The organism is Kribbella capetownensis, from assembly GCF_004331485.1.
Lineage (GTDB): Bacteria > Actinomycetota > Actinomycetes > Propionibacteriales > Kribbellaceae > Kribbella > Kribbella capetownensis.
In genome coordinates, this window is record NZ_SJKD01000001.1 from 750,430 (window position 1) to 768,946 (window position 18,517).

Genomic DNA, 18,517 nt, shown 5'->3' on the forward strand with positions numbered 1-18,517 from the left:
TCGGATGGCCTATGTACCCGGGATCGCCTCGACCAACCGGGCCGTGATGTCCATCGGATTCGTGATCGCGTGACCGACCACGACGGCGTACGCGCCCGCATCGCACACAGCGCGGACGTGTGCGGGCGTACGAATCCTGCCTTCGGCAACGATCGGGCAGTCCAGCTTCGCCGCGAGCTGCCGGACCAGCTCGACGTCTGGTCCGGTCGGCGGCGTGCCATTGGTATACCCGGACAGCGTGGTCGCGACCAGGTCGGCGCCCGCCGCCCGGGCCGCGAGACCCGCGTCGACACTGTCCACATCGGCCAGTACCGGTACGCCGAGCTCCTCGTGGATCCGGGCGATCTGCTGGTCCAACCGTTGCCCGTCCGGTCGCGGTCGCGTCGTGCCGTCCAGCGCGATCAGGTCCGCTCCGGCCTCGGCCACCCCGACGGCCGAGTCGTACGTCGGGGTGATGAACACGCCGGCCGGGTCGCCGAGTTTGTTCAGCCCGATGATCGGCAGGTCCGTCACTGCCCGGATCGCGGCCACGTCGAGTGCCCCGTTCGCCCGGATCGCCCCGGCTCCTCCCGCCTCGGCCGCGCGAGCCATCAGCGCCATCGCCTCGGGCGAGTAGAACGGGTTGCCAGGCCCGGCCTGACAGGACACCACAAGGGTGCCGTGGGCAAGAACTCTCATCATTCCCTGCTTTGTCGTCTGCGGTGGATCACGGTCAAGGCGGCGTACGGATGCAGCGACCCGGTCGCGAGCCGCTCGGCGCCGTCGAGCGAGTTGCCGACGGCCGGGGTGAGCTGTGCGCGGGCCGACAGCGCCGCGCGGACCGGCTCCAGCAACTGATCGCCGGCACCGCGGAACAGCCCGCCGACACATGCGACCGGTACAGGTCCTTCGCCGGCCAACTGCGCAACGGCCGCGTTGATCGTCTCCCCGATGTCCCCGGCCGCCCGTACGACGAGGTCCGCGGCAACCGGGTCGCCTTCGGCGGCACAGCGCAGTACGTCGGGGGCGAAGCGGGCAACGTCGTCGACCAGCGTCGGCGACCGGTAGAGGGTGACTGGATCGAGCGGGGTGTCCGCGAGCTTCGTCACCGGCCCGCGACCGTCGCGGGCACGCTGGACGGCGACCAGACCGGCACGACCGATCGCGAAGGCACTGCCCGCGTCGCCGAACAGGTACCCGTGCCCGTCGAGCTTGTGCCAACTGCCGTCGCGATCCACCGCGAGACACACGAGTCCGGTGCCTGCGGCAACCACCACGCCGTACCCGTCGGGCAATGCGCCGGCATGTGCAGTCACCATGTCCTGCGTCAGTCGCACCTCATCGGCGTCCAGGAGCTCGCCGACGTCCGCCGCGAACTCCTCCGCGGCGCCAGGCACAGGCGGATAACCTGTCAGGCCGAGAGCGACCACCTCGACCGGGCCTGTCACACCCGCCTCGGCCGCGGCTGAGCCGACAGCGGTCAGCATGCGCCGGAGCGCGTCCGGGCCGTGCGTGTACCCAGGGCCCGTGCCGGTACGCCGGGACGGGAGGGCTCGGAGTCGGAGGGCGGACTGACCGCCGTCGATGGCGAGGTGAGTCATGCGGTGATCCAGTGCGAGTAGTCCTGCCACGGCAGGTGCCAACGGTTCACCTTGCGGGTCCGGCGGTCCTGTCCGGCGATGTCGTTGGCGACCAGGCGGACGGTTCCGAGCATCTCGTCGTACAGCACGGCCGGTGAACCGGTGAAGTGCAAGGTGCCGACAGGTTCCCACGGGGTGTGACCGCCGCGCACGTCGATCATCGAGCAGTGGTGGATCCGGCGGTCTGCGCCGAGCACGTACACCTCGACCGCATCGGCACCGGGGTTGAACGCGACCACGGGGTCGTCGGCGAGCTCCAGCTCACCGAGTTGTTGCCACCGGCCTTGACCGAGTCGGTCGTCCAGGTAGGTGTGGTACAGGTGGCCGTCCGCGCCGCGTACGTAGATCTCGGTCGAGCGGGCCGGTTCGTTGCGCGCCCAGACCGGTTCACCGGCGGCGATCAGGTCGCCGAGCACTGCCTGAACGCCGTCCTGCGTGCGGACGATGCGGCCGTCGTCACGCCGTACGAAGCTGACCGGAGCCGGCCGTCCGGCGAGGATCGCGTCGAACTCTGCCTGGACCTTCGCACCGGTGACTGCGTGCTCGGCGCTGGGTCGGGGCGGGAAGAACGGGTCGCCGGTCAGGTAGAGCATCGCGCCGATCAGCGCGGGCGCCACCGACCAGCCGGTCTCGACACAGTACGGTCCCCAGCCGATGTCGGCGTTCGAACCGAAGTACTCCCACGCGTCGAAGTCGAAGGCGCGCTGCCAGGTCCCGTCGAGTTGCTCGTCGTCCGGGTCGTCGATCTGGATCCGGCTCAGATAGTCGAGTACGCCGTGTGCCAGTTCCTCGAACACCTTCTCGCCGGTGACCTGGTACGCGAGCGGCAGCGCCCAAGCGGCGAACGGGGTGCCGTACAGCTGGTCGGTGATCGGGTCGCCGTTGGCCTGGAAGATCGACGCCTCGTCGACGCCGTACGCCTCGTTGCTCGGCGGGCACTTCCCGTCCCATTCGGCGAACCCGCCGTCCGGGCCCCGCCGGCTCTTCAGGTACGTGGCCAGCGACCGGAGCGTGTCCAGGTAGAGGGGCTTGCGGGTGTAGTGGTAGGCGCCGACCAGTGGCAGCAGGAACCGACCGGCCTCACAGGTCCGGCTGGTCTCCAGGCGGGCGCGCGGATGATGGCTCGCCATGTGGTCCAGTCCGCGGGTGGCGATGTCGAGGTACCGCTGCTCGCCGGTCAGGCCGTACGCGTACAGGTAGGCGCACTGGGCCGAGCTCTGCCAGTGCGAGGTCAGGTCGAGGCCGTCCTCGATCGGGGTCCGGGCGATCTCCTCCCAGCCCTTCACCAGGATCGTCGACGGGGTTCGCCAGGGATCGACCTGCAGGCCGAGTTCGTCGTTCGCGGTTCGCATCAGCGACTCGACGCCGCGCAGTCCGGCCTGGGTCGCACCGGAGATCAGCGCGAAGAGCGAGATCCAGCCGTTGTCGTCGGCGAACAGGTTGTTCGTCGCGGTCAGGTCGGTGCGGGCTCCGCGTGGCTCCCAGGCGCCGAACAACTGGTTGCGGTCGGTGAGCTGTTCCTCCTCGACCACGAGACGCATCAGGTTGTCCGCGATCGTGCGACCGCGCGGGAAGTCCGCCAGGTCGGCGTACATCCGGAAGGCGTGTGCGGTCTGGGTGAAGCAGTCGCCGCGTGGCACCGGGCGGAACGGGAGTCTGCCGTCGAGGTCGACCTCGTTCGAGAAGCCTTCCGCGACGCCCGTGGACCCGTCCGGCCGGTCGTAGAACATGCCGGCCCGGTCGAACCACGCGATGCCTTTGTCGACCATCCTCCGATAGCGCTCCGCCCGCGGGCCGACCGCGACGGTCGTCTGCTGATCGCCGACGGTGAAGGTGTGCTCGCCGTCGTCGAGGTACTGCGGCTCGGACTCGAATCTTCCGCTCGCGGTCTCGGTCAGGTCCAGATCGGAGGGCGACGGTTTGCTCGCGGACCTCGCGACCAGGCGGACCGGTTCACCGGAGGCGACCCACACCCGCGGCTCGGTGAAGACCTCGAGGTCCGTTGGGATCTCGGTACCGGTGACCTCGGCCACGATCACCTGCATCAGGCGCCGCCAACGGCGTACCGGCTTGTAGCGGCCCTTGAGGTGGTGTGTGAGTGCAGTCGTCGCGTAGAGCAACCGGCCGTCGCCGACCGGGATGTCCAGCAGGGCTGGGAAGGTGCGGTCGGGTGGTCCGAAGACCGCCTTGTGCGTGCCGGCGACCGTACCGTAGCTCAGCAGCTCGACCGCGTTGCTTGGGGCAACTACTTCCTGGGCGCGGGACAGGTGCTCGTCCAGGATGCTGAGCGGCTCCAGCCCCGGCAGGGCCGCGGTGGTGAAGATCCGCTCGATATGCGCCTCTCGTACGTCGCCCGCTGGGAGGAATCCGGTCTCGTCGAGGGCAAACTCGACGTACGCCGATCCGCCCGAACCGACGTACTGCGCCAGCGCGTCGGTGTCGAGGTGGTCGGGGTCCGGATAGCGGCCGGCGAGGACGAACACCGCACGGTGACCGGTGAGCTCGGCAGGCTGGGCGTCATACCGGACGTGTGGGAGTCCGGCCCGGTCGAGGGCAGCGGTGAGCGGGGCCGCAGGGCCGGGTGGTCCGATGACGGCGACGGGCGCTGATGCGGTCACCGGTTCACTGTCGCCGACTCCGCCCGGCCGGGTAAAGCACCTTGAGTAGACCACTCGGGCCTTCCGGGACGCTCAGGTCTCACCCAGTCCGCCGGCCAGTGCCTGTTGACCGGTCACCGCCTCTAGGGTCGTTCGCCATGGGTGACTTCAACGGGCTCGACGTCCATCTCGGCAACGTGGCGCGGTTGTCGGCAGCACGGACCTACTCGATCAGTGCGGAGAATCCGGACGGCTCGAAGGCGGGCGGCGCCCGGGCGACCGAGGGCGCGTATTCACGGCAGGCCCGCGAGCTCGGCCCGGGCTGGAAGATGGCGCCGTGCATCCCGCTCGCACCGGAGTCGACGACGACGATCGCGGACATCGAGGGACCGGGTGCGATCACGCACGTGTGGATCACAGTCGACTCGAAGCTGTGGCGGTCGCTGGTGCTGCGCGCGTACTGGGACGACGAGGAGACGCCGTCGATCGAAGTACCGCTGGGCGACTTCTTCTGCAACGGCTGGGGTCAGCACTGCCAGGTCAGCTCGGCGCCGATCGCGGTGAACCCGTCCGGCGGTTTCAACAGCTACTGGCAGATGCCGTTCCGCGGCCGCGCCAAGCTGACGATCGAGAACCTCCTGGAGACAGAGGTCCCGGAGCTCTTCTACCAGGTCGACTTCGTCAAGACCGAGGTCCCGGACGACACGGCGTACCTGCACGCGCAGTGGCGGCGCAGCAACCCGATCCCGTACGGCGAGGTGCACACGCTGCTGGACGGAGTCCGCGGGCAGGGGCAGTACGTCGGCACGTACCTCGCGTGGGGATGCAACAACTCGGGGTGGTGGGGTGAGGGCGAGGTCAAGTTCTACCTGGACGGCGACGACGAGTACCCGACCATCTGCGGGACCGGAACCGAGGACTACTTCGGCGGTGCGTGGGGGTTCATTCATCCGGAGGGCGAGTACGCGACGTTCACGACGCCGTACCTGGGAATGCCGCAGGCTCTGCATCCCGACGGATTCATGAAGAACCAGCAGCGGTTCGGGCTTTACCGCTGGCACATCGCCGACACGATCCGCTTCACCGAGGATCTGCGCGTCACCGTGCAGGCTCTGGGCTGGCGGCGCGACGGCCGGCTGCTGCAACTCCAAGACGACGTGGCCTCCACGTCGTTCTGGTACCAGACCGAGCCGCACGCACCGTTCCCGTCGATGCCGGGAAAGGACTACCTCGAGGTGATCTAGGCGTACAAACGGACAGGAGGTGTCACCGGCGGGGCGCACTGGTCTCGCTCGTCGGGCGCGCCGGTCGCCTCATTGACTGGACACCTCCTGTCGAGCTGCACGGAATTCTAGACCTCGATGTTGGACATCACGTGCTTGATCCGGGTGTAGTCCTCCAGGCCGTACATGGACAGGTCCTTGCCGTGGCCGGAGTGCTTGAAGCCGCCGTGCGGCATCTCGGCGACGATCGGGATGTGGGTGTTGATCCACACACAGCCGAAGTCGAGGCGGCGGGCCATCCGCAGCGCGCGGCCGTGATCGCGGGTGAACACCGACGAGGCCAGGCCGTACTCGACGCCGTTCGCCCAGCGCAGCGCCTCGTCCTCGTCGGTGAACCGCTGGACCGTGATGACCGGGCCGAAGATCTCCTGCTGGATCGCCTCGTCGTCCTGGCGCAGACCGGAGACGACCGTCGGCGCGTAGAAGTACCCGCGCTCACCGACGACCGCACCGCCGGTCCGCACCGACGCGTGGTCGGGCAGGCGATGGACGAAACCGTCCACCCGATGCAACTGGGCCTGGTTGTTCAAGGCGCCGTACGCGACGTCGGGGTCGTCGGGTCGGCCGGTACGGGTGCGGTTGGCGCGGACGGTGAGCGCGTCGACGAAGTCGTCATGGATCCGCGGACCGGCCAGCACCCGGGTCGCGGCGGTGCAGTCCTGCCCGGCGTTGTAGTAGCCGGCGTCGGCGATCGCCTGCGCGGCCTGCTCCAGGTCGGCGTCGTCGAAGACCACGACCGGCGCCTTGCCACCGAGTTCGAGGTGGGTGCGCTTGAGCTGCCGGGCGGCCGACGAGGCGACCTCCATCCCGGCCCGGACCGAACCGGTGATCGCGACCAATTGTGGGATCTCGTGGTCGACCAGTGCACGGCCGGTGTCGCGGTCGCCGCAGACCACGTTGAACACACCCGGTGGCAGGAACTCGTTGCACAGTTCGGCGAGGAGCACGGTCGAGGCCGGGGTGGTGTCGCTCGGCTTGAGCACGATCGTGTTCCCGGCGGCAAGCGCCGGCGCGATCTTCCAGACCGCCATCATCAGCGGGTAGTTCCACGGCGTCACCTGACCGACGACGCCGATCGGTTCGCGGCGTACCCAGGACGTGTGGCCGGCCAGGTACTCACCTGCCGAGCGGCCTTCGAGAACCCGGGCGGCGCCGGCGAAGAACCGCAACTGATCCACACACGGCGGCACCTCGTCGGTCGCGGCGATCGCCAGCGGCTTGCCGGTGTTGCGGCTCTCCACCGCGATGAACTCGTCCGCGCGCCGCTCCATCGCATCGGCGATCCGGAGCAAGGCCAGCTGCCGCTCGGCCGGCGTGGTGTCGCGCCAGGTCTCGAACGCCCGCGCGGCCGCGGTCATCGCCTGGTCCACGTCCTCCCGACCGGACAGCGGCGCGCGGGTGTACGTCTCGCCGGTGGCCGGCGCGATCACGTCGTACGTCGCTCCGCTCTGAGCAGGGACCGGCTTGCCGTCCACGAGGTTGGTGAGGGTTTGCTCCATGACCGTCCCTTATCTCGTTGAGTGATCGCCGAAGACGCACTCGCCCTCGACGTAGGTGGCCCGCACTCGCGCCGCTCCGATCTCGTCGGCTGGTCCGGTGAACGGATCCCGCTCGAGTACGACGAGATCCGCGAGCGCTCCGCCCTCGATCCGGCCGGTGTCGTCGGCATGGTTCAGCCAGGCGCTTCCCGAGGTGTACGCCGCCAGCGCAGTACTCAGGTCCAGAGCCTGCTCGGGAAGGAACGCCTCGGGATCGCCTGGCACTCGGCGGTTCACCGCGACGTGGATGGCGGCCAGTGGGTCGGGGCTCGACACCGGCCAGTCGGAACCGGCGGCGAGTCGGGTGCCTGAGCGGGCGAGATCGCCGAACGGGTACTGCCACGAGGTCCGCTCCGGACCGAGGAAGGGGATGGTCAGCTCGGTCATTTGTGGTTCGTAGACCGCCCACAACGCCTGCAGATTCGCGGCGACTCCGAGCCGCGCGAACCGGCCGATGTCGTCGGGGTGGATGACCTGCAGATGCGCGATGTGGTGCCGCAGGTCGCTGTCGCCGTTCTCCGTCAACGCCGCCTCGAAGGCGTCCAGCGCCTCCCGGACCGCGCGGTCGCCGATCGCGTGCACGTGGACCTGAAATCCGGCGGCATCCAGCTGGGTGACATGACTCCGCAACGCGACCGGATCCACGAACGAGAGTCCCGCGTTGGCGGTCCGGCAGCCACAGCCGTCGAAATATGGCTCGAGCATCCCGGCGGTGAAGTTCTCCGCCACACCGTCCTGCATGATCTTCACGCTGTCGGCCCGGAACCGCGGGAACTTCACCGCGTCCCGGCGTTCGATCAGTTCCTGCAGCTGCTCGGCGCCGCGGTCCCGCTGCCACCACAGCGCGCCGACGACTCGTGCGGTCAGCCGTCCGTCGCGGGCGAGTTCGGCGTACGCCGGAGTCGCGTCGCTGAGGTTCGCGTACTCGCCGAGGATGGCGTCCTGCCAGCCGGTGACGCCGAGCGAGTGGAGGTAGGCCTGCGCGTCGAGGAGGGCGGCGACCTGCTCGTCGTGGGTCGTCGGCGGGACCAGGCGGCCGACAAGATTCATGGCGCCCTCGTGCAGGGTGCCGGTCGGCGTACCGTCCAGGGCGCGCTCGATCCGGCCGTCCGGTGGATCCGGTGTGGTCGCGTCGATCCCGGCGTACTGGAGAGCTCTTGTGTTGACCCAGGCGCCGTGGTGGTCGGCGTTCACCAGGAAGGCCGGGCGGGCGCCGGTCACCGCGTCGAGGTCGGCCTTGCGCGGTGCGGCGCCGGGGAAGTCGGGCTGGTGCCAGCCGCCGCCGAGGATCCACGGGACGTCCGGGTGCGAGGCGACGTACCGCGCGATCGTCTCCTGGTACGCCGCGAGTCCGTGGGCCGGTGAGAGGTCGCAGTGAGCACGTTCGAGGCCGCCCTGCACCGGGTGGATGTGGGCGTCGACGAATCCGGGCAGCAGGAGGCCGCCTGCCAAGTCGACCACCTCGGTGTTCGGGCCACGCAGCCCCGCGGGGTCGGCGGTGACTGCCGCGATCCGGCCGGCCCGCACACCGACCGTCAGGCCCGGTCGGTGGCGGTGGCCGTCGAAAATCGATCCGTTCACGAACAGGGTGTCCACCCCGGCAACCTCCCCGTGGTACGGATTTCGCATCATAAGCCTATGCGAACCGATGACATCGACACCATATCGGCTTGATCGGCACGAAATCACTTGCTTGAACGCTCTTTCCCAGGCAGGATGACCAACTACACAGCCATCCGGAGACGAAGGATGTGACCATGTCGTTCGACGACGCAGAGTTCGCCACCCTGCAGAAGTCGGCGCGCGACCACCTCTGGATGCACTTCACCCGGATGTCCAGCTACGAGAAGAGCGACGTCCCGGTGATCGTCCGTGGCGACGGTGCCTACATCTACGACGCCCGCGGCAAGCGGTACCTGGACGGTCTGGCCGGACTGTTCGTCAACCAGCTCGGACACGGGCGCACCGAGCTCGCCGAGGCGGCCGCCAAACAGGCGTCCGAACTGGCGTTCTTCCCGCTCTGGTCGTACGCACATCCCAAGTCGATCGAGCTGGCCGAACGCGTCGCCGGGTACGCGCCGGGCGACCTGAACAGGGTCTTCTTCACCAGCGGCGGCGGCGAGGCGGTCGAGACCGCCTGGAAGCTGGCCAAGCAGTACTTCAAGCTCACCGGCAAACCCGGTAAGCACAAGGTGATCAGCCGTGCGATCGCGTACCACGGCACCACCCAGGGGGCACTGTCCATCACCGGTCTCCCGGACCTCAAGGCGCCGTTCGAACCGCTGGTGCCGTCGACGTTCCGGGTCCCGAACACCAACATCTACCGCGCCCCGATCCACGGCGACGACCCGGCCGCGTTCGGCCGCTGGGCCGCCGACCAGATCGCGGTCGCGATCGAGAACGAGGGCCCGTCGACGGTCGCCGCGGTCTTCCTCGAGCCGGTGCAGAACGCCGGCGGTTGCTTCCCGCCACCGCCCGGCTACTTCGACCGGGTCCGCGAGATCTGCGACGAGTACGACGTACTGCTCGTCAGTGACGAGGTGATCTGTGCGTTCGGGCGGCTCGGGCACATGTTCGGCGCCGAACGCTACGGCTACCGGCCCGACATGATCACCTGCGCGAAAGGCATCACCTCCGGCTACTCGCCGCTCGGCGCGATGATCGCGACCGACCGGCTGTTCGAGCCGTTCCTGCACGGGGACACCACATTCGCCCATGGCTACACCTTCGGTGGCCATCCGGTATCAGCCGCGGTCGCGCTGACCAACTTGGACATCTTCGAGCGCGAAGGAATCAACGAGCACGTCCGGGCCCGGGAGGGGGAGTTCCGGGCGACGCTCGAGAAATTGCTCGATCTGCCCTTGGTCGGCGACGTCCGCGGTGCGGGGTACTTCTACGGGATCGAACTGGTCAAGGACAAGGCGACCAAGGAGACCTTCGACGACGACGAATCCGAGCGACTGCTGCGCGGATTCCTGTCCAAAGCCCTCTTCGACGCCGGCCTCTACTGCCGGGCCGACGACCGAGGCGACCCCGTCATCCAACTCTCCCCGCCCCTGATCTGCGACCAGCCCCACTTCGACGAAATGGAACAAATCATCCGCTCCGTCCTCACCGAAGCCGAATCCAAGCTGTAGTCCAGACAGCTGAGACCTTCTCCAGCGTGCCGCTGCGCGCCCCGGGCGTCCGTGCTCGCGCCGCCTTCACCGAGCGACCCGTGCTGAGGTCCTGGTGACCTGGAACAGGACATATCTTGTGCCCACCCACCGGTTCCTGTTCCCGGCCACCCACCAGCACGAGCCCGCCGGGGAAGGTCTGCTAGAAGTCGAAGCCTAGGCCTAGTTTGTCCAGGGTTCGGAGCCAGAGGTTTCGGTGGCCTTGGTGGGAGTCGGCGCGGGACATGGACCAGCGGGTCAGGTGGATGGCGGCGGCGCGGAGGGGTTCGGGTGGGAAGGGCATGGGGCGTTCTTGGACCATGCGGAGGCGGGTGCGATCGGTGTCTTCGGCGTACAGGAGGTCGAGCATGACGTCGGCGCCGAAGCGGGTGGCGCCTACGCCTAGGCCGGTGTAGCCGAGGGCGTAGCCGATGTGGCCGGCGTGCGCCGTACCGAAGAAGGCGCAGAAGCGGGTGCTGGTGTCGATCACGCCGCCCCAGCGGTGGGTGAAGTGCAGTCCCTCCAGTTGGGGGAATGTCGTGAAGAAGTGGCGCGCGAGCAGCTCGTGGATGCTGTGGCGTAGTTCGTGCCGGGGATCGATCCGGCTGCCGAAGTAGTAGAGCGGGATGTAGCCGCCCCACAGGATGCGGTCGTCCCGGGTCAGGCGGTAGTAGTGGAAGAGGTTCGACGCGTCGCCGACACCTTGGCGGTTGCGCCAGCCGATGGACTCGAGCTGTACGGCGGACAACGGTTCCGTGACCAGGACCAGGTCGTAGACAGGGACCGTGTAGAGGCGCAGGCGCCGGAGCAGCGACGGGAACGCGTTCGTGGCCAGGGCGATCCGGTCCGCCCGGACCGAACCAGTTGCCGTCGCCAACGTTTTCCCGTGCATCCTGTTCACCTGCGACATCTCATGGATGCGTACGCCGTGCAGCAGGCAGGCATGGCGCAGACCCCAAGCCAGCCGGGCCGGCTCGACGAGCGCCATCCGACTCGGGTCGGAGAGTGCGCCGAGGTATGTCGGTGAGTTGACCTCAGCACGAGCCGCGTCCTGGTCCAGCAGGGTGACACCGTCGCGCTCACCCACCTCCTCGGCCAGTTCGTCGAGGTGATGTGGTTCGGTGGCAACGGTGAGTTCACCGCTCAGTTGCCAGTCGCAATCAATTCCGTAGCGCGCGATCGTGTCCCCGATGGCGGCGAGATTGTCGGCACCGAACTGCTCGAGCTGACCGACTTCCTCGGGCCAGCGCGCGAGACCGTTGGCGAAACCGTGAGTGAGGCTGGCATCGCAGAACCCGCCGTTCCGCCCACTGGCCGCGGATCCACACGTCTCCGATTCCAGCAGTACGACGTCCAGCTCCGGGTACCGTTCCTTCGCCCGCAACGCCGTCCACAGGCCGGTGTAGCCGCCACCGACCACGGCCAGGTCGGCCTCGGTCGGCCCGAGCAGCGAGGGCGAATGTTCCGGCGCGGCCTTGTCGTCGAGCCAGAACACTCGCGGTTCTGCATCCGCCAGCGCCGCAAGTTTCATCGTGTCCGTCGGCGGCGGGTGAGCTCGCCACCCACGACGAGCAGGAGGGCCAGCAGGAACATCGCCGTACCGACGACATTGATCTGTGGCGGGATCTCGCGCTGGGCGGACCCCCAGACGTACATCGGGAACGTCACCGTGGTGCCGGCGTTCAGGTTGGTGATGATGAAGTCGTCGAAGGACAGCGAGAAGCTCAGCAACGCGGCGGCCAGGATGCCGGGGAAGACCAGCGGGAACGTGATCCGCCAGTACGTCTGCCACTCGTTCGCGTACAGGTCCATCGCCGCCTGTTCCATCCGGGTGTCCATCCCGGCCAGCCGAGCCTTCACGGTCACCACCACGAACGACATGCAGAACATCACGTGCGCGATCAGGATCGTCCAGAACCCGAGCTGCCCGCCGAACCCGCTGGACACGAACAGCGCCAGCAGCGACGAGCCGAGCACGATCTCCGGCGAGGCCATCGGCAGGAAGATGAACAGGTTGGTCGCCGACCGGCCGCGGAACTGGTGCCGCACCATCGCGAACGCCATCAGCGTGCCGAGCGCGGTCGCGATGACGGTCGCGAGCAGGCCGATCCGCAGGCTGGTGCTGACCGCGTCGCACATGCCGAACGGCCGGCACGGGTGCTGCCAGTTGTCCCAGGTGAAGCCGTCGAACGTGTAGGACAGCTTGCTCTTCGGCTCGTTGAACGACATCAGCATCACGACGACGATCGGCGCGAACAGGTACAGCAGCACGACGATCGCGACCATCATGACCAGGTTCCGCCCGAACCACCGCCCGGCCCTGGTCATGGGACCTCCCGGCCTGGACTGAGGAGTGGAGGGAGCGAAGCGACCGGAGGGACGAGGGAAGGCCGGGAGTCAATGCCCCATGACCCGCCGCGCCGGAGGCGTGGCATCAGTGCAGTCATACCAGATCCTCCGTTCCGGCGCGGCGGATGTAGATCAGCACCAGTACGACGATCGCCGCCATCAGCGTCACCGACAACGCCGCCGCCGTCGGGTACGCGCCGGCCGCGAACAGCCGCTGGATGTCGTTGCCGATCATCCGCTGCTTCGGCGTACCGAGCAGCTGCGCGTTGATGTAGTCGCCGGCCGCCGGGATGAAGGTCAGCAGCGTGCCCGCGATCACGCCCGGCATCGACAGCGGCAGCGTGATCTTCCGGAAGGTGGTGAAGGGCCCGGCGAACAGGTCCCCGCCGGCCTCGAGGAGCCGCTTGTCGATCCGCTCCAGGCTGGCGTACAGCGGCAGCACCATGAACGGCAGGAAGTTGTACGTCAGCCCGGTGACGACCGCGGACGTGGTGGCCAGCAGCCGCCCGTCCGGCCCGAGGATGTGCAGCCACTTCAGCGCGTCGACCACGAAGCCGTTGTCACTCAGCAGCAGCTTCCAGGACAGTGTCCGGATCAGGAAGCTGGTGAAGAACGGAGCGATCACCAGCGCCAGCATCAGGTTCTTCCACCGGCCGGACTTGATCGCGATCGCATAGGCCAACGGGTACCCGAGCAGCAGGCAGATCGCGGTGGTGAGCAGCGCGTACCACAGCGACCGCCCGAACGGCCGCGCGTAGTCGGACATCGTGTCGATGAAGTTCTGCCAGTGCCAGGTCATCGAGAACCCGTTCTCGATCGACCCGTTCGGGTCGTACAGGCTGGCCGCGAGCAGCGTCACCAGCGGTATGACGAAGAACAGCAGCAGGAACAACCCACCCGGGAGCAGCAGCAGGTACGCCGTCAGCCGCCGGCCGGACTTCGGCTCGGAAGGAGGCGCCGGTGTCGCGGTGGTCGCACCTAGCTGGCCGACCGCACTCATCCGGCACCACCGCTGTCGTCGATGTCCTCGACTCCCGCGAGTGCGTCCTGCTGGGCATCGAGCACGAACGTGTGCGCGGGCTGCCAGTGCAGATCGACCTGGTCCCCGACGGCGAGCGTGCCCCGAGCACCGGTGTTCTGCTCGAACACCGTCAGCTCCTGGTCCCAAGACAGCTTGACCAGGTACTGCGTACTCACGCCCACGTAGCTGACATCGGTGACGACCGCACCCCGCAGCTGGTTGACGCCGTTGCTCTGCTCGGTGCCGGCCCGGGACAGGAAGACCTTCTCCGGTCTGATCCCCATCCAGACATCGCCCTCGGTGACCCGGCAGCGCGGCAACGGCACGGTCACCTTGCGACCCTGTACGTCGACGATCAGGTTCTGCTCGGCGCGACCGATGATCGTTGCCCGGAGCAAGTTCGACTGGCCGAGGAAGTTCGCCACGAACGTGGTCGCGGGCAGGTCGTACAGCTCGGCCGGCGTACCCAGTTGCTCGATCGCTCCGCCGTTCATCACCGCGATGGTGTCGGCCATCGTCATGGCCTCTTCCTGGTCGTGGGTGACGTGGACGAACGTGATGCCGACCTCGGTCTGGATCCGCTTCAGCTCGATCTGCATCTGCCGGCGCAGCTTCAGGTCGAGCGCACCGAGGGGTTCGTCCAGCAGCAGGACCTGCGGCTGGTTGATCAGCGCGCGGGCCAGTGCGACTCGTTGCTGCTGGCCACCGGACAGCTGCGCGGGCCGGCGCTTGCCGAAGGCACCGAGCTCGACCAGGTCGAGCATCTCCGTCACCTTCGGTTTGAAGTCCTTCACGCCGCGGCGGCGCAGCCCGAACGCGACGTTCTCGAAGATGTCGAGATGCGGGAACAGCGCGTAGTTCTGGAACACCGTGTTGACCGGTCGCTTGTACGGGCGCAGTCCGGTGATCTCCTGCTCACCGAGCCGGATGGTGCCGGTACTCGGCTCCTCCAGCCCGGCGATCATCCGCAGGGTCGTGGTCTTGCCGCAGCCGGACGGGCCGAGCAACGCGAAGAAGGCGCCGGCCGGCACGGTCAGATCGATCTGCTGCACCGCGTTCTGGGCACCGAAGCGCTTGCTGATGCCGGTGAGGACGAGATCACTGGTCATGGTCAGCCGCCGATCGCGAGATTGAAGTCGGTTTCGTAGAGCTTGGCCTGGTTCGTGTCCAGCGGCATGAAGGCGAACGTCTTGGCGAGCATCTCCTGGTCGGGGAAGATCAGCGGGTCCTCGACCAGTTCGGGGTCGATCGACTCCATCGCCTTCTGCGCACCCTGCACCGGGCAGATGTAGTTCACCCAGGCGGCGAGCGTCGCGGCCACCTCCGGGTCGTAGTAGTAGTTCATCAGCGCCTCGGCGTTCGCCTTGTGGGAGGCCTTGTTCGGCACCATCAGGTTGTCCGACCACAGCGCCAGGCCCTCTTCGGGCACCACGAACTTGATGTCGGCGTTGTCGGCCTGCATGGCGATCACATCGCCAGACCACGCTTCGCAGGCGGCGATGTTGCCGGCGTTCAGGTCCTGCACGTAGTCGTTGCCGGTGAACCGCCGGACCTGACCGGACGCGACGGTGTCCTCGAGCCGCTGCAGCGCCTTGCTCCACTCGGCGTCGTTGAAGTTCGACGGGTTCGCCCCGACCAGGCGCAGCATGAACGACATGGTGTCCGGCATCTCGGACAGCAAGGTGATGCGGCCCTTCAGGTCGTCGCGGCTGAGCAGGTCCTCGAAGCTGCCGACCTCCTTGGTGACCTTGGCGTTGTAGGCGATCCCGGTCAGGCCGCTCTGCCAGGGCACGCTGTGGTCCCGGTTCGGGTCCCAGCTCGGCGACCGGAGCTGCTCGAGCAGGTTGGCGTCGACGTTCGGGACCTTCGCGTGGTCGAGCTTCTGGATCCAGCCCAGACCGATCATCCGGGCCGCCATCCAGTCGGTCAGCGCGAAGAGGTCCCGGCCACAGGGCTGGCAGGTGCCGAGCTGGTCGCGCACCTTGGCATAGAACTCGGCGTTGTCGTTGACGTCGGCGGTGTAGTTGACCTTGAGGCCGGTCTCGCTCTGGAACGCGGCCAGGGTGGGCGGCACCGCGTTGCTGTTCTCCTCGTCCTCGTCGATGTAACTCGGCCAGTTCGAGAAGATCAGTGTCTTCTGCTCCGCGGACAGATCGGTGCTGACGCAGGAGCCGGCGCTCTGCTTCGCCGCCGGGATGCCGCACCCGGTCAGCAGCGAGCCCCCGGCCAGGCCGAGGGCGGACAGCGACATTCCGCGAAGAACCGTCCGGCGCCCCACGACGGATTGTTGACGAAGACTCATCGCACACCTCCCCGGATGCGTCTGTCGCGGGCGATACTGTCAAACAGAATAGATCGAGACAAGGGATTCCGTAGGTAATAGCCCGATTTGCAACGAATTCCGCTGCATTGACTTGCTTACACCAGGTAACCCTGAAAGGATCTCCGGGTGGCTGTGCGAACGGGGAACTCCGACAAGAACCAGGCGCTGCTGGACGACACCTCGAAGGCGATCATCGAGCAACTCCAGAAGGACGGGCGCCGTTCGTACGCCGCGATCGGCAAGGCGGTCGGGCTGTCCGAGGCCGCGGTGCGGCAGCGGGTGCAGCGGCTGACCGAGGCCGGTGTGATGCAGGTGGTGGCGGTCACCGATCCGCTCGAGCTGGGCTTCGACCGGCAGGCGATGATCGGGATCAAGGCCGAGGGTTCGCTGGAGCCGATCGCCGACGAGCTCGCGAAAATGGACGAGGTCGAGTACGTCGTGATCACGGCCGGCTCGTTCGACCTGCTCGCCGAGGTGCTGTGCGAGAGCGACGAGCACTTGCTGCAGGTGCTGTCGGAGCGGGTCCGGCGGATCGAGGGTGTGAAGGCGACCGAGACGTTCGTCTACCTGAAGCTGGTCAAACAGACGTATTCGTGGGGTGTGCGCTGATCCTCTGGGCCGAGACGACCGAGCCCGCGGCCGCACGCCCCGGGCTCGCGGGTGACCGGCACGCCGACGTGGCGATCGTCGGCGCCGGGTACACCGGCCTGTGGACCGCGTACTACCTCGCGAAAGCCGATCCGTCCCTGCGCATCGTCGTACTCGAGGCTCAGACCGCTGGGTTCGGAGCGTCGGGCCGCAACGGGGGTTGGTGTTCCGCGTTGTTCCCGGTCTCGTCGCGGCGGCTGGCGGCGCTGCCCGGATCGAGCCGTGCGTCGGCGATCGAGTTGCACCGGGCGATGCAGGCGACGGTCAACGAGGTCGGGCTGGTGACCGCTGCCGAGGGCATCAACTGCGATTACCACAAGGGCGGCACGATCGTGTTCGCGCGGACCAAGGCCCAGCTCGCCCGGGCCCGTGCCGAGGTGGGCGAAGCGCACGACTGGGGACCTGGTGACCTGCGGTTCCTCGAGGCGGACGAGGTCGCGGCACACGCGCGGGCCACAAAGGTGCTCGGGGCAACCTTCACACCACACTGTGCCGCGATCCATCCGGGCAAGCTGGCGCGTGGACTGGCCGCTGTGGTGGAGGGCCTTGGGGTGACGATCCACGAGAACACTCCGGTGACCGCGATCGAGTCCGGCCGTGCGATCACGCCGTACGGCGTCGTCCGTGCCGAGGTGGTGGTCCGGGCGACCGAGGGGTTCACGCCGGCGCTCGACGGGCAGTCGCGGGCAGTGGCGCCGGTGTACTCGTTGATGGTGGCGACCGAGCCGCTCGACGACGCGACCTGGGAGCGGATCGGGTTGGCCGATCGGCCGACGTTCAGCGATCACCGGCATCTGATCATCTACGGGCAGCGGACCGCCGACGGGCGACTCGCGTTCGGTGGGCGCGGGGCGCCGTACCACTTTCGCTCGCGGGTCAAGGCGTCGTACGACGAGGTGCCGCGTGTGTTCAAGGTGTTGCAGGCGACGTTGCGGGAGCTGTTCGACGGGCTGGACGACGTTGGGTTCACGCATGCCTGGGGTGGGCCTCTCGGCATACCGCGGGACTGGTGTGCGTCGGTCGGGTTCGATCGCGGGTCCAGGTTGGCATGGGCCGGCGGGTACGTCGGCGATGGCGTCAGTACGACGAACCTCGCCGGGCGGACGTTGACGGATCTGATCCTCGGGCGCGACACCGCGCTGGTGCGACTGCCGTGGGTGGGGCATCGGTCGCGACGCTGGGAGCCGGAGCCGCTGCGCTGGCTCGGGATCAACGCCGGGCTGCGCGCGATGAACTTCGCCGACACCGAGGAACGCGTGACCGGCCGGGACAGCCGGATCGCTCGCCTGATGGCGCCCTTGACAGGCCGCTAGCGGAGCGCTAGTTGGGTGGTGCCCTCTTCGAGCAGGGATGCGAGCGGGCGGCCGGTGAGCTGGATGCTGGGACGCATCCAGTCGTTGAGGATCGGCTCCTCGGTGGTGAGGTGATCGGTCAGCTCGGTGCGGCTGAGCTCGAACACGTGGGCCGGATTGCCGGTCAGGTCGACGACGGTCTGCATCAGCCGGCCCGCCTGTTCCTCCCACAGCACGTCACCGGCGTCGAGGTGGTCCGGGCGGATCAACAGCAGGTCCACGTCGCTGTCCAGGTCACCGTCGCCGCGGGCGATCGCGCCGTACAGGCTGGCGTGCACCGCCGGGATCCGCCAGGCGCTGATCTCGTCCGCGAGCCGGCTGACCAACGTACTGCGAAGATCCGCGAGGAACTCGACCGCCGGGGCGACCAGGTGCCGGCGATTGAGGCGATAGAGCAACGAGTTGCCGAGGTCGTCCACATGCACGAGCCCGGTCGTCGCCAACCTCTGCAGCACCAATCGCACACCCGCGACGCTGCCCGTGCCGGCCAGCTTGTGGATCTGCCGTCCGGACAGTCCCTCGTCGCTACGCGCCAGCACCTGGAGCACGGGCCCGTCGAGCGACGGCACGACGGTACTGATCGGAGTCCTGAGATCCATAACCCGACCCACCCTAGTGATCACAGCCCCACT

General features: G+C 68.0%; 15 protein-coding genes. 4 read left to right on the forward strand and 11 right to left on the reverse strand.

Annotated elements, in window-relative coordinates:
• Nucleotides 1–9: 9 nt before the first annotated feature.
• From E0H75_RS03685 to E0H75_RS03695, 3 genes are read right to left on the reverse strand one after another with little or no spacing between them, the layout of a single operon-like run.
• Entirely contained in the window at nucleotides 10–681 is a 672-nt protein-coding gene (locus E0H75_RS03685; protein ID WP_131511593.1) for an N-acetylmannosamine-6-phosphate 2-epimerase, read from the reverse strand.
• Complete coding sequence (locus tag E0H75_RS03690) at nucleotides 678–1,580, reverse strand: N-acetylglucosamine kinase (RefSeq protein ID WP_131511594.1); 903 nt, start codon at nucleotides 1,578–1,580, stop codon at nucleotides 678–680. Before E0H75_RS03690 ends, E0H75_RS03685 begins: the two co-directional genes overlap by 4 nt.
• Nucleotides 1,577–4,237 (reverse strand): PLL family lectin, encoded by a 2,661-nt coding sequence (locus E0H75_RS03695; RefSeq protein WP_131511595.1) that lies wholly within the window; start codon nucleotides 4,235–4,237, stop codon nucleotides 1,577–1,579. The genes E0H75_RS03690 and E0H75_RS03695 overlap by 4 nt, the downstream gene beginning before the upstream one ends.
• Before the next feature lie 137 nt (nucleotides 4,238–4,374).
• Here E0H75_RS03695 and E0H75_RS03700 point away from each other — a divergent pair, with 137 nt between their 5' ends.
• Entirely contained in the window at nucleotides 4,375–5,460 is a 1,086-nt protein-coding gene (locus tag E0H75_RS03700) for a glycoside hydrolase family 172 protein (protein ID WP_131511596.1), read from the forward strand.
• Between the two features lie 107 nt (nucleotides 5,461–5,567).
• Here E0H75_RS03700 and E0H75_RS03705 read toward each other — a convergent pair whose 3' ends face one another.
• A complete protein-coding gene (locus tag E0H75_RS03705; protein WP_131511597.1) occupies nucleotides 5,568–6,998 on the reverse strand; it encodes a gamma-aminobutyraldehyde dehydrogenase in 1,431 nt (476 codons plus the stop codon).
• Nucleotides 6,999–7,007: 9 nt separating this feature from the next.
• Nucleotides 7,008–8,633: an amidohydrolase gene (locus tag E0H75_RS03710; RefSeq protein WP_202872814.1), complete on the reverse strand. Its 1,626-nt coding sequence runs from the start codon at nucleotides 8,631–8,633 to the stop codon at nucleotides 7,008–7,010.
• A 161-nt stretch (nucleotides 8,634–8,794) separates the two neighbouring features.
• On the opposite strand from E0H75_RS03710, the gene E0H75_RS03715 reads away from it, so the two are divergent.
• Entirely contained in the window at nucleotides 8,795–10,174 is a 1,380-nt protein-coding gene (locus tag E0H75_RS03715) for an aspartate aminotransferase family protein (RefSeq protein ID WP_131511598.1), read from the forward strand.
• 181 nt (nucleotides 10,175–10,355) lie between these two features.
• Here the strand turns inward: E0H75_RS03715 and E0H75_RS03720 are convergent, their stop codons facing one another.
• From E0H75_RS03720 to E0H75_RS03740, 5 genes are all read right to left on the reverse strand, one after another.
• A complete protein-coding gene (locus E0H75_RS03720) occupies nucleotides 10,356–11,723 on the reverse strand; it encodes an NAD(P)/FAD-dependent oxidoreductase (protein WP_131511599.1) in 1,368 nt (455 codons plus the stop codon).
• Nucleotides 11,720–12,520, reverse strand: coding sequence for an ABC transporter permease (locus E0H75_RS03725; RefSeq protein WP_131511600.1), 801 nt, complete (start codon nucleotides 12,518–12,520; stop codon nucleotides 11,720–11,722). Before E0H75_RS03725 ends, E0H75_RS03720 begins: the two co-directional genes overlap by 4 nt.
• 115 nt (nucleotides 12,521–12,635) lie before the next feature.
• A complete protein-coding gene (locus E0H75_RS03730) occupies nucleotides 12,636–13,541 on the reverse strand; it encodes an ABC transporter permease (RefSeq protein WP_131511601.1) in 906 nt (301 codons plus the stop codon).
• Nucleotides 13,538–14,671 (reverse strand): ABC transporter ATP-binding protein, encoded by a 1,134-nt coding sequence (locus tag E0H75_RS03735; RefSeq protein ID WP_131511602.1) that lies wholly within the window; start codon nucleotides 14,669–14,671, stop codon nucleotides 13,538–13,540. Before E0H75_RS03735 ends, E0H75_RS03730 begins: the two co-directional genes overlap by 4 nt.
• A 2-nt stretch (nucleotides 14,672–14,673) precedes the next feature.
• On the reverse strand, nucleotides 14,674–15,864 hold the full coding sequence (locus E0H75_RS03740; RefSeq protein WP_131511603.1) for a polyamine ABC transporter substrate-binding protein: 1,191 nt from the start codon (nucleotides 15,862–15,864) through the stop codon (nucleotides 14,674–14,676).
• Nucleotides 15,865–16,011: 147 nt separating this feature from the next.
• Here E0H75_RS03740 and E0H75_RS03745 point away from each other — a divergent pair, with 147 nt between their 5' ends.
• A complete protein-coding gene (locus tag E0H75_RS03745; protein ID WP_131362315.1) occupies nucleotides 16,012–16,494 on the forward strand; it encodes an Lrp/AsnC family transcriptional regulator in 483 nt (160 codons plus the stop codon).
• Nucleotides 16,479–17,846, forward strand: coding sequence for an NAD(P)/FAD-dependent oxidoreductase (locus E0H75_RS03750; protein ID WP_131511604.1), 1,368 nt, complete (start codon nucleotides 16,479–16,481; stop codon nucleotides 17,844–17,846). Before E0H75_RS03745 ends, E0H75_RS03750 begins: the two co-directional genes overlap by 16 nt.
• Here E0H75_RS03750 and E0H75_RS03755 read toward each other — a convergent pair.
• Nucleotides 17,843–18,484, reverse strand: coding sequence for a hypothetical protein (locus E0H75_RS03755; protein WP_131511605.1), 642 nt, complete (start codon nucleotides 18,482–18,484; stop codon nucleotides 17,843–17,845). The genes E0H75_RS03750 and E0H75_RS03755 overlap by 4 nt on opposite strands.
• Between the last annotated feature and the right edge of the window lie 33 nt (nucleotides 18,485–18,517).